The organism is Pseudomonas sp. FGI182 (assembly GCF_000511325.1).
Lineage (GTDB): Bacteria > Pseudomonadota > Gammaproteobacteria > Pseudomonadales > Pseudomonadaceae > Aquipseudomonas > Aquipseudomonas putida_Z.
Map to the genome: position 1 here is coordinate 4,634,418 of NZ_CP007012.1, position 11,651 is coordinate 4,646,068.

At 64.6% G+C, this 11,651-nt stretch carries 11 protein-coding genes; 8 read left to right on the forward strand and 3 right to left on the reverse strand.

Features of this window, described 5'->3' with window-relative positions:
* The 3 genes from C163_RS20360 to C163_RS20370 are packed head-to-tail and all read left to right on the forward strand — an operon-like array spanning nucleotide 1 to nucleotide 1,170.
* Nucleotides 1–477: a YchJ family protein gene (locus C163_RS20360; RefSeq protein ID WP_015271542.1), complete on the forward strand. Its 477-nt coding sequence runs from the start codon at nucleotides 1–3 to the stop codon at nucleotides 475–477.
* A 2-nt stretch (nucleotides 478–479) separates the two neighbouring features.
* Entirely contained in the window at nucleotides 480–965 is a 486-nt protein-coding gene (locus C163_RS20365) for an LEA type 2 family protein (protein WP_025340373.1), read from the forward strand.
* 7 nt (nucleotides 966–972) lie between these two features.
* Entirely contained in the window at nucleotides 973–1,170 is a 198-nt protein-coding gene (locus C163_RS20370; protein ID WP_003258907.1) for an SEC-C metal-binding domain-containing protein, read from the forward strand.
* Between the two features lie 54 nt (nucleotides 1,171–1,224).
* Here the strand turns inward: C163_RS20370 and C163_RS20375 are convergent, their stop codons facing one another.
* Nucleotides 1,225–2,421, reverse strand: coding sequence for an MFS transporter (locus C163_RS20375; protein WP_025340374.1), 1,197 nt, complete (start codon nucleotides 2,419–2,421; stop codon nucleotides 1,225–1,227).
* 155 nt (nucleotides 2,422–2,576) lie between these two features.
* Here C163_RS20375 and C163_RS20380 point away from each other — a divergent pair, with 155 nt between their 5' ends.
* Both C163_RS20380 and C163_RS20385 read left to right on the forward strand, forming a co-directional pair.
* Nucleotides 2,577–3,917 carry a PLP-dependent aminotransferase family protein gene (locus tag C163_RS20380; protein WP_025340375.1) on the forward strand — a complete coding sequence of 447 codons (1,341 nt, stop codon included), beginning with the start codon at nucleotides 2,577–2,579 and terminating at the stop codon, nucleotides 3,915–3,917.
* 378 nt (nucleotides 3,918–4,295) lie between these two features.
* Nucleotides 4,296–6,737, forward strand: coding sequence for a penicillin acylase family protein (locus tag C163_RS20385; protein ID WP_025340376.1), 2,442 nt, complete (start codon nucleotides 4,296–4,298; stop codon nucleotides 6,735–6,737).
* A 43-nt stretch (nucleotides 6,738–6,780) separates the two neighbouring features.
* Here C163_RS20385 and C163_RS20390 read toward each other — a convergent pair whose 3' ends face one another.
* The gene (locus C163_RS20390; protein ID WP_038408384.1) at nucleotides 6,781–7,206 is read right to left on the reverse strand and encodes a type II toxin-antitoxin system HicB family antitoxin; all 426 of its coding nucleotides are present in this window, start codon (nucleotides 7,204–7,206) and stop codon (nucleotides 6,781–6,783) included.
* 20 nt (nucleotides 7,207–7,226) lie between these two features.
* The gene (locus C163_RS20395) at nucleotides 7,227–7,409 is read right to left on the reverse strand and encodes a type II toxin-antitoxin system HicA family toxin (RefSeq protein ID WP_025340378.1); all 183 of its coding nucleotides are present in this window, start codon (nucleotides 7,407–7,409) and stop codon (nucleotides 7,227–7,229) included.
* A gap of 206 nt (nucleotides 7,410–7,615) precedes the next feature.
* Between C163_RS20395 and C163_RS20400 the strand changes: the two genes are divergently transcribed.
* From C163_RS20400 to C163_RS20410, 3 genes are all read left to right on the forward strand, one after another.
* Complete coding sequence (locus C163_RS20400) at nucleotides 7,616–8,632, forward strand: ligase-associated DNA damage response exonuclease (protein WP_025340379.1); 1,017 nt, start codon at nucleotides 7,616–7,618, stop codon at nucleotides 8,630–8,632.
* Nucleotides 8,629–10,287, forward strand: coding sequence for an ATP-dependent DNA ligase (locus C163_RS20405; protein WP_025340380.1), 1,659 nt, complete (start codon nucleotides 8,629–8,631; stop codon nucleotides 10,285–10,287). Before C163_RS20400 ends, C163_RS20405 begins: the two co-directional genes overlap by 4 nt.
* Before the next feature lie 223 nt (nucleotides 10,288–10,510).
* Entirely contained in the window at nucleotides 10,511–11,626 is a 1,116-nt protein-coding gene (locus C163_RS20410) for a succinylglutamate desuccinylase/aspartoacylase family protein (RefSeq protein WP_025340381.1), read from the forward strand.
* The last annotated feature ends 25 nt before the right edge of the window (nucleotides 11,627–11,651 follow it).

An 11,651-nucleotide genomic window follows, 5' to 3' on the forward strand; every position in this document is an offset into this window, starting at 1 on the left:
ATGAGTGTCTCGGTCTGCCCTTGTGGCAGTGGCAACCTGCTCGACGCCTGCTGCGGGCACTACCATGCTGGCACCCCGGCACCTGATGCCCAGGCGCTGATGCGCTCACGCTACAGCGCCTACGTGCTGGGCCTGGTCGACTATCTGGTGGCCACCACCCTGCCCGCCCAGCAAGCCGGCCTGGACCGTGCCGCCATGGCCGCCTGGAGCGCCCAGAGCACCTGGCTGGGCCTGGAGGTGGAAAGCGCAGAGGTGCTGGGCGGCCAGCCGGAGCACGGTTTTGTCACCTTCACTGCACGCTGGCACGACCAGGAGGGTGACCATCAGCACCGCGAGCGCTCGGCATTCGTCCAGCATGCCGGGCGCTGGTACTTCATCGACCCCACGGTCGGGCTCAAGGCCGGGCGCAACGACCCCTGCCCCTGCGCCAGCGGCCAGAAGTTCAAGAAATGCTGCGCCAGTTACGTGGGTAGCTGAACATGATCGCCCGCACTCGCCCGCTGCTGCTCGCCACCTTGATGGCATGGCTGGCACTGCTGGCGGGCTGCGCCAGCTGGGGCAGTGACGACTGGCGCGAACCCGAGGTGCACCTGGTCGAGGTGGAGACGGTCAAGGCCAGGTTGCTGGAGCAGGAGTTCGTGCTGCATCTGCGAATCGACAACCCCAATGACAGCCGCCTGTTCATCCGCAACCTGTCGTATGCCATACGCCTCAACGACCTGTTGCTGGTGCAGGATGAAACCAGCGTGTGGCGCAGTGTCGGCGGGCATGCCCGGCGTACTTTCAAGATTACCGCGCGGACCAACCTGTGGCAGCACCTGAAACCACTGGCCAAGCTGCTGAAAAGCGAACAACCGCTGCACTACAGCCTGCAGGGCGAGCTGGCGACCGGGTTGCTCATCCATCGGGACCTGCACTTGTCGCGCAGTGGTGAGATAATCCCCGGCGATTACAAACCGGAGTAACCCTGCAATGTCCCAGCAACCCCACGTTCATGGCCCTGACTGCAACCACGATCATGATCACCACCACGATCATGGCCATGTACACGGCCCGCACTGCAACCACGGCCACCAGGAGCCGGTACGCAACGCCCTGAAGGACGTTGGCCGTAACGACCCGTGCCCGTGCGGTAGCCAGAAAAAGTTCAAGAAGTGCCACGGCGCCTGACCTGAACAGCACTTGCGCGTCCCTGCCGCGGGCCGCGCAGTGGGTAGCCGGGGCCTAGCTGGCCCTGGCAGGCCCTGAAACCTTGCGCTGCAGCACCCCTGCGGTGGCCATGAGCAGCACGATGCACAGGGCCATGCAGATGGCATTGGTGCCATCCCAACCGACCGTGCCCAGCAACAGCGACGGGCTGAATGCGCCAATGGTCGCGAACACCGCGATGGCCAGATCGTTCTTCCCCTGCATCTGCATCGCTGCCGGGCTGTTTTGCAGCGTCTGCGCCAACAGCGCCCCACCGCCCACGTAGGTCAGGTTCCAACCCAGGCCCAGGGCTATCAGTGACAAGGTCATCATCGCGTAGCTGTGCGACCACATGTTCATGGCCGTGCAACCGATCAGCAGGCCCAGGCCGAGACAGATGGTGGCCCGGATGCCGAGCTTGTGGATGATGGCGCCGGTGAAGAACGACGGCGCAAACATGGCAATCACATGCCATTGAATCGCCAGGCGAACGTCGGAAAAGTCCTCATGCATGTGTTTCATGTGCATGGACGCCTGGATCATCAGCAAATTCATGATCCCGTAGCCCAGCGCGGCCACTGCCATGGCCACGGCAACCACCGGGCTCAGCGGCTCGGCGGTCGTGCCAGCCGGTTTCGCTGCACGGTCGTTACTGGCGGTGCCGGTATCGCCGGGCAGGCAGGCCGCTGTCAGCAACGACATCACCGCCAGGCCGACAAAAGCGGCGTAGCACAGCGAAAACAGCGGATACCCACCAACGTCCCTCAACCACTCGGTGAGCGCCGGCCCGACCACGGCGGCGATCACCCCACCGGCCACCACCAGGGAAAGCGCCTTGGGCTTCAGGTTCTGGGCCAGATTGTCGGTGGCCGCGAAGCGGTTGAAGTTGGCAAACGCAATGTAGATGCCCAATGCCGAATGGCTGATCACCAGCATCGGGAACTGCTGGTACTGCACCGCCAGGTAACCACTGATGCCAGACACCGCCAAAGGGATCGAGCCCAGCATGAAGGCGCGCTTGCGGCCAATACGGCTCATCAGCCTGGAGACCGGATAGGTGGCCAGCATCAGGCAGAGGAACTGGAAACCATAGGGCACGGTGGACCACGTGGCGGCAGGCGCCAGCGCCGCCCCGACAATGGCCGCCATGGTCACGGACATGACCGCAGTCGTCAGGTTGATCGATTGCGCGGTGAAATACAGGTACGTGCGCCGCGGAAGTGTGCTCGACATAGCGTGTGCTCACGGTTGGTGGACGGGTCGATTTCGGTATTGGGAAAGATGCCGACAGGTGCATGGTCGCATCTGCCGCGCCCTGAAATTCGAACAGTCGACGCGCTTTCCGGTTAACTGTTAGGCTGTTTTTTCTAACAGCTGCTGGACCCGCCATGCGCCCGCACAGCCTTCATGACCAGTTGAAACAGCGCCTCGAAGCCGGCGAATGGCTGCCCGGCCAGCGCATGCCGTCCATCCGCAAGCTGACGGCGGCGGTTGGCTGCAGCTACCACGATGTCGTCTCCAGCTATGCCCGGCTGGTCAGCGAAGGTGTGTTGACTGCCATTCCTGGCCGCGGCTACTTCGTCGCCAGCCACACACGGCAAACCGGCGCAGTGGATGCGCCCGCAGGCATGGCCGGCGACCCACTGTTCAAGCTGCTGCAGGGGGGCCAGCACTACATCAAACTGGGCAGCGGCTGGCTGCCACCCGCCTGGCGTGACACCGAGCTGCTGGCCAAGGCGATTCGGCGCACGGCGCGGCTGGAGCAGAGCTCGCTGGCGGAATATGGCGACATCCAGGGCTACCTGCCCATGCGCAAACAGCTGTGCGTGCACCTGAAACGCCTGACCCGTGTCGATGCCCGGCCAAGCCAGTTGCTGACTACACTGGGCGCCACACAAGCGCTGGACCTGGTGGCGCGGTTGTTGATCAAGCCAGGCGATCACGTGTTCGTCGACGAGCCCGGCAACGGCAACCTGATCAAACTGATCCAGTTGGCCGGCGGCCACGTGGTCGGGGTGCGCCGAACCCAGGACGGACCAAGCGTGGAAGACATGAAGGAGCACCTGGCCAGGCACAAGGTCAAGGCGTTCTTCTGCAACAGCACCTTCCACAACCCGACCGGCGGCAACATCAGCCCGCACAATGCCTTCAGCGTCCTGCGCCTGGCGGTGGAACACGATTTCTTCGTGGTCGAGGACGATGTCTACGGCGACTTCTGCCCGGGTGTGCGCCAGACCTTTGCCGAACTGGACAACCTTGAGCGGGTCATCTACATCGGCAGCTTCTCGAAATGCCTGTCCGCTTCATTGCGCGTGGGCTACATCGCCTGCTCGGCAGAGCTGATAGAGCCGCTGACGCGCCTGAAGCTGCTGACCTGCGTGGCGGTGCCGGCGTTTTGCGAACGCTTCGTCAACACCATCTTGTCCGACGGCACCTATGCCCGGCACATGCAAGACCTGCAGCAGCGCCTGATCCGGCAGCAGGCGCAGACCCAGCAGTTGTTGCGGGCGCGTGGCTGGCAGTTCGACATAACGCCCCAAGGCGGCATGTTCCTGTGGGTCTACCACCCCGAACTGGCCGACCTGCAGCCTTTCATGCGTCGCCTGGAACAGCACAAGGTGCTATTGATGCCAGGCTCGGCCTTCGCCGTCAGCCGTGACTATCAACGCCTTGCTCGCATCAATTGCACGCACTTTTCCGACGCCGTGGCCGAACATTTCAAGGTTTGAGTGCCTGTCCTGATTTTTGAGGTGGTGCGCAAATCGAGCGCCGCCCGCGCGGCGCTTCGCAGCACAAGGCTGCTCCTACATCTGTTTCGGGCCAGTCACGCCTGTGCCAGTGCACGCGACCGCCTTGTTCGTACAACGCGATATCGAGCCATGCGCCAAAGCGTTCGCGCACAGACCTCACAGGAATAATTGGCCCGAAACAGATGTAGGAGCAGCCTTGTGCTGCGAAGCGCCGCGCGGGCGGCGCTCGATCTCACAGGCGCCACACAACCCACGCCAGGCACAAAAAATAAAGCGCCCAGGGACCTTGCACGGCGCCTGCGCGCTCACTACCTTAGCGCCTTTCGAAACCCGCCACGCCTTGCAGGAGCCCTTGTCATGGCCGCCTCCGCCTTTCCTCCATTCCGCCCGCGGTTCGCAACCGCTGCCACGCTGCTCGGCATGCTCGGGCTGGCCGGCTGCCAGACGGGCGGCTACCAGGGCAGCGTGCCACCGACCAGCGGCGTGCAGCCGCTCAAGGGCCTGGCGCAGAACGTCTCGGTACGGCGCAACGCAATGGGCGCACCACTGATCGAAAGCAGCAGCTTCCATGACGCCCTGTTCAGCCTGGGCTATGTGCATGCCGGCGACCGCATCGAGCAGATGGTCGCCATGCGCCTGCTGGCCCAGGGCCGCCTGGCAGAACTGGCCGGCAGCGACGCGCTGGACATCGACCGCCTGATGCGCGCGGCCAACCTCAAGCAGAGCGCCGCCCAGCAGTACGCCGACGCGTCGCCACGGCTCAAGCGCTTCTTCGAAGTGTATGCACGCGGGGTCAACGCCTACCTGTTCCGCTACCGCGACAAGCTGCCCGCCGGCCTGGCCAGCAGTGGCTACCGCCCCGAATACTGGAAGCCCGAAGACTCGGCACTGATCTTCAGCCTGTATGCGTTCAGCCAGTCGGTGAACCTGCAGGAAGAACTGAGCGCCCTGACCCTGGCGCAGAAAGCCGGCAGCGACAAGCTGGCCTGGCTGCTACCCGGTGCCCCGGACGAGCCGTTGGCCGAAGCCGAAGTGGACAAGCTCAAGGGCCTGAACCTGGCCAGCCAGTTGCCGGGGCTGCCGGCCCTGGCAGCTGCCAGCCAGAAACTGGCCGACCTCGACCTTCTGGGCAGCCCGGGCTCGGCCAACCTGGCCCTGGCGCCGCAGCGCAGCCGCAGCGGCAAGAGCCTGCTGGCCAGCGACAGCCGAGCCGCCTGGGCCCTGAGCCCGGTACAGATCCACACCGGCAAGTACCAGGTCGCCGGCCTGTCGTTGCCCGGCCTGCCAATCGTGCTGGCCGGCTACAACGGCAAGCTGGCCTGGAGCAGCAGCGCGGTCATGGCCGACAACCAGGACCTGTACCTGGAGCAACTGCGCCACCAGGGCAGCCAGCTGAGCTACCTGGCCGACGGCAAATGGCTGCCGGCCCGCGCCCGTAGCGAAACCTTCTTCGTCCGCGGCCAGCGCCCGCTGCGCGAGGTGATGTACGACACCCGCCACGGCACCCTGCTGGCCCAGCCAGGCAATGCCAGCCTGGGCCTGGCGCTGAACCTGCCACAGTTCAAGGGCGACCGCAGCCTGGATGCGCTGTTCGACCTGACCCGTGCCAAGAGCTTGGAGCGTGCCTTCGACAGCACCCGTGAAGTGACCGCCGCCGCCCTCAACTTCGTCTTCGCCGAACCCGAGCACATCGGCTGGCAAGTCAGTGGCCGCTACCCCAACCGCCGCGAAGGCCAGGGCCTGCTGCCCTCGCCGGGCTGGGACGGGCGCTACGACTGGGACGGCTATGCCGACCCGATGCTGCACCCTTACGACCAGGACCCGCCCGCCGGCTGGATCGGCCACGCCAACCAGCGCAGCCTGCCGCGTGGCTATGGCATGCAGCTGTCCAGCACCTGGTACTACCCCGAGCGCGCCGAGCGCCTGGCCCAGCTGGCCGGCAATGGCCGCCACGACAGCCGCAGCCTGATGGCCCTGCAGAACGACCAGACCACACTGCTGGCCGACAAGCTCAAGCAGATGTTCGACGCCCCGGGCATGGCCCAGCCGCTCAAGCAGGCGATCGACGCCCTGCCCGCCGCACAGCGCGACAAGGCCCGCGACGCGCTGGCCCGGCTCAAGGCCTTCGATGGCCGCCTGAGCCCGGTATCGGCCGATGCCGCACTGTACGAGCTGTTCCTCCAGGAAGTGGCCCGGCAAACCTTCCTCGACGACCTGGGCCCGGAATCCGGCCCGGCCTGGCAGGCTTTCGTCAGCAATGCGCGGTTGTCGTTCTCGGCGCAGGCCGACCACCTGCTGGGCCGCGACGACAGCCCGTTCTGGGATGACCGCAGCACGCCGCAGAAAGAAGACAAGCCGGCCATTCTCGCCCGCAGCCTGGCTGGCGCGGTGGATGCCGGCACCGCGCAACTGGGCGCCGACCGCCGCGCCTGGCAGTGGGGCAAGCTGCACCAATACCGCTGGCCTGCACCGGCCTACCATGGTCTGGGCGACGCCCTCGGCCGCTCGCCGCTGGCTGCCGGTGGCGACTTCACCACCCTGGCCCTGACGCCATACGCCTGGGGCAGCGACTTCGACACCCGCCTGCCGGCCTCGGCGCGGATGATCGTCGACTTCGGCCAGGCCGAGCCATTGCAGGTGCTGACCAGCAGCGGGCAGTCCGGCAACCCGGCCAGCACGCATTACAGCGACGGGCTGGATGCCTGGTTCAAAGGGCGCTTCATGAGCCTGCCACTGCAGCAGCAGAACTTCGGGCGGGCGTATGGCAACCAGCGTTTGACCCTGGTGCCCGGCAAGTAAACCTCTCAATCAAGCCGCCACCTGTGGCGGCTTGGACTATGCACTAAACAGCTACGACTGAAAGCTCGATCCGCTGTCCCAACACGTGCAGCGCATGCTCGACCTGCTCGATCTTGGAACGGTGCAGCAGATCGACCAGACGATCGACCTGGGGACGATTCACTCCAAGTCGGCGCGCCATCTCGGTCTTGCTGATTTTTTGTGCAACCATCGTATTCCACAACGCTGCCTTCGCGGCGGTCAGGGCTGGCAGACGTACGACGGGTTGACCTTCGGTTGGTGTTGCAGGCAGCGGAATAGCTATTTTTTGATCCACATAGAACGAAAGTGCGGACTCCAAGGCATCCACGGCATCGAACAGAGCTTCCTCCGAAGTGTCACCTGCGCAGGCCATCTCAGGCACATCGGGACAACTCACCCAGACACTGCCGTCTTCCAGATGAACGACTACCGGATATTCGAATACCATCACGTGCTCCCCTAAACCGTTCATGATTTCAACCCTAGGTCCTTCAGGATCTTCCGTCTCAGGCCTTCGCTTATTTCCTTCGCCCCGTGATCTGGGAAAATCGTCTGGCGATTACCTAGATAGACCTTGAAATGACTACCCTTGGCAGCGACAAACGTAGCGCCTTGGCCGCGCAGCCATCGGCGAAATTCGCTGTATTTCATATCAGCCTTTGTCGAACCAATGTGCATCATGCGCCGACAGACCGCAACATTTTTGTTGCACCCCTTCGACCTGAGGACACAGTTAACCGCAAAAGGCGGTTCGGCATTTCTGAATGGCAAGTAGTCCATTTCGCTTGTTAAAACGTTCGAACTCTCATGACATTCCCGCGCTCCTAACAAGAACCTCGGCCACCAGCGCCCATGCCATGGACCTCGTCATCGCCCGCCCCGAAGGCCTGTACTGTCCGCCCGGTGATTTCTACATCGACCCCTGGCGGCCAGTGGAGCGTGCCGTCATCACCCACGGCCACGGCGACCATGCCCGCGTCGGCAACCGCCATTACCTCACCGCCGCCCCAGGCGCCGGCATCCTGCGCAGCCGCCTGGGCCAGGACATCAACCTGCAAACCCTGCCGTACGGCGAACGCCTGCTGCACCATGGCGTAACCCTGAGCCTGCACCCGGCCGGGCATGTACTGGGCTCGGCGCAAGTGCGCCTGGAGTACCAGGGCGAGGTCTGGGTCGCCTCCGGCGACTACAAAGTGGAACCCGACGGCACCTGCACGCCGTTCGAACCGGTGCGCTGCCACACGTTCATCACCGAATCGACCTTCGGCCTGCCCATCTACCGTTGGCCCAGCCAGGGCGAGATCTTCACCGGCATCAATAACTGGTGGCGCGCCAATAGCGAACAGGGCAAAGCCAGCGTGCTGTTCTGTTATGCCTTCGGCAAGGCCCAGCGAATCCTCCACGGGCTGGACGCCAACATTGGTCCCGTCCTCGTGCATGGCGCTGTCGAACCACTAAACCGGGTGTACCGGGACGCTGGCGTCTACCTTCCGCAAACCCGCTATGTGGGCGATATCCCACGCAACGACCCGCTGCTGCGCCAGGCACTGGTCCTGGCACCGCCTTCGGCGGGTGGCAGCAGCTGGATGCGCCGTTTCGGCGACTACAGCGATGCCTTTGCCAGTGGCTGGATGCTGCTGCGCGGCACCCGCCGCCGGCGCGGGGTAGACCGAGGTTTCGTGCTCTCGGACCATGCCGATTGGCCGGGGTTGCTCTGGGCCATCGGCCAGACTGGCGCAGAACGCGTGATGGTCACCCATGGCTCGGTCAATGTGCTGGTGCGCTACCTCATCGAACAAGGCCTCGATGCCCGCGCTTTCGTGACAGAGTACGGCGAGGAAGATGACGTGGTAGCCGCGGAGCCAGACGCATGAAAGCATTCGCCGAGCTGTACCTGAGGCTGGATGCGACTACCTCCAGCACTGCAAAGCTCACGGCGCTACGCGACTATTTCAGCACCGCCCCGGCTGGGGATGCCGCCTGGGCGGTGTACTTCCTGGCAGGTGGCCGCCCCCGCCAACTGGTGCCGACACGCGTGCTGCGGGAGCTGGCCGGCAGGTTGGCGGGGCTGCCTGACTGGCTGTTCGAGGAATGCTACCAGGCCGTTGGCGACCTGGCCGAAACCATTTCCCTGCTGGTACCGAAAAGCCACCACCCTGGCGACGACGGCCTCGCCCGCTGGGTCGAAGCCCATCTGTTGCCATTGCGTGGCCTGCCGGTCGAGGAGATCCAGCAACGCCTGCCGCCTCTTTGGGCCCAGTTGGACCGCCCCAGCCTGATGCTTTGCCTGAAGCTCATCACTGGCAGCTTTCGCGTGGGGGTATCGAAGCTGTTGGTCACTCGCGCCCTCGCACAACTGGCCGGGCTGGATGCCAAACGCGTGGCCCAGCGCCTGGTTGGCTACACCGACATCAGCCACCGCCCGACGACAGCCAGCTATCAACGGCTGATAGCCCCGGAATCAGACGATGAACACAGCCAGCGTGGCGGCCAGCCCTACCCGTTTTTTCTGGCCCACCCCCTGCAGGTACCAACCGAGCAGCTCGATGCACTGCTCGGGCCGCCGAGCGAATGGCAGATCGAATGGAAATGGGACGGCATTCGCGCCCAGGTGGTCAAGCGCGAAGGCCAGCTGTGGGTCTGGTCACGCGGTGAGGAACTGGTCACCGAACGCTTTCCCGAATTGCACAGCCTGGCGCAGACGCTACCCGACGGTGTCGTGCTCGATGGCGAGATCCTGGTGTGGAAACCCGGCGGCTCAGCGGCTGAACTGGCTGTACAACCCTTTGCCATGTTGCAGCAGCGCCTGGGTCGCAAAACCTTGGGCAAGAAGCTGCTGAGCGACGCGCCGGTCGTGCTGCAGGCCTATGACCTGCTGGAATGGCAAGGCGAGGACTGGCGCAGCCGGCCGCAGCATGCACGCCGCCAACAGCTGGAACACCTGCTTGAGGAGCACCCATTGGCCCCGGTGTTGCTCTCGCCTCTACTCGAAGGCCGGGACTGGGCCGACCTTGCCTGCCAGCGCGAACAGTCCCGCAGCCTGGGGGTGGAAGGGCTGATGCTGAAACAGCGCGAGGCCTTGTATGGCGTGGGGCGCACCAAGGACATGGGCACCTGGTGGAAGTGGAAGATCGACCCGTTCAGCGTCGATGCCGTGCTGATCTATGCCCAGCGCGGCCACGGCCGGCGGGCCAGCTTGTACAGCGACTACACCTTCGCCGTGTGGGACGCGCCAGCCGGTACGCCGGGGCGGGCACTGGTCCCCTTTGCCAAGGCCTATTCAGGGCTCAGTGACGAAGAGATGCGCAAGGTCGACGCCATCATCCGCAAGACGACGGTTGAAACCTTCGGGCCGGTACGCAGCGTGACGCCGACGCTGGTGTTCGAGTTGGGCTTCGAGGGCATCGCCCTGTCCAGGAGGCACAAGAGCGGCATTGCCGTGCGCTTTCCGCGGATGCTGCGCTGGCGGCTGGACAAGCCAGTGGAAGAAGCGGATGACCTGGCTACATTGCAGGCGCTGCTGGCCTGAAACAATTTCTGGACCGTGCTGGCTTTTTCGCGGGTAAACCCGCTCCCACAGGTACCGAGCAAGCCTCGGGCAATGCACTTTCCCTGTGGGAGCGGGTTTACCCGCGAAGAAGCCAGCGCGGTGGCCAGGAGGGCACCGATGCAGGCGCAAGGCCAAAAACTGTGCTTCTATCTGTGTGCCGCCCCGTGTCGCAGACCGTTTTCGCCACGCACCCAGGACCACCATGCACCATTCAACTCACGACCTGCTCTCGCCCGTTCCGGGCATTACCCGCCAGTTGCACAGCTTCCACTTCGGACCTCGCGGTGGCGGCAAAGTCTATATCCAGGCCTCGCTGCATGCCGACGAGCTGCCCGGCATGCTGGTGGCCTGGCACCTCAAGCGCCGCCTGGGTGAACTGGAACAGCAAGGCCGCCTGCAGCGCGAGATCATCCTGGTGCCGGTGGCCAACCCGGTCGGCCTGGAACAGGTGCTGCTGGACGCGCCGCTGGGGCGTTTCGAACTGCAAAGTGGCGAAAACTTCAACCGTAACTTCGTCGACCTTTCCGACAGCATCGGCGACCAGATCGAAGAACACCTGACCGACGACCCGGCACACAACCTCGCACTGATCCGCGAATACCTGCGCCGGGGGCTGGACGCACACCCGGCGCGCACACCGCTGCAGGCCCAACGCCTGATACTGCAGCGCCTGGCCTGCGATGCCGACATGGTGCTGGACCTGCACTGCGACTTCGAGGCGGTCGAGCACCTGTACACCACGCCAGACGCCTGGCCGCAGATCGAACCGCTGGCCCGCTACCTGGGAGCCCAGGCAAGCCTGCTGGCCACCGATTCGGGCGGGCAGTCGTTCGATGAATGCTTCAGCCTGGTGTGGTGGCAGTTGCAGCAACGCTTCGGCAAACGGTTCCCGATTCCGCTGGGCTGCTGCTCGGTCACCGTCGAGCTGCGCGGCCAGGCCGATGTCAGCCACGACCTGGCCAGCAAGGACTGCCAGGCGATTCTCGATTTCCTGACCCATGCGGGGGTCATCGAAGGCGCAAGCCCGGCCCTGCCCGACTTGCGCTGCCCGGCCACGCCGCTGGCCGCCGTCGAACCGGTGATAACGCCACTGGGCGGGCTGCTGGTGTACCACGCCCGGCCAGGCCAGCACCTGGAAGCGGGCCAGTTGATCGCCGAAGTCATCGACCCGCTCAGCGACCGGGTGACTGCCATCCACAACAGCCAGCCCGGCCTGCTGTATGCACGTAACGTACGGCGCATGGCTACCGCCGGCATGGTCATCGCCCACGTCGCAGGCGAGCAGGTGTGCCGCAGCGGCTACCTGCTGGCAAACTGATCCGGTAAAACCATTGCACCTGGCT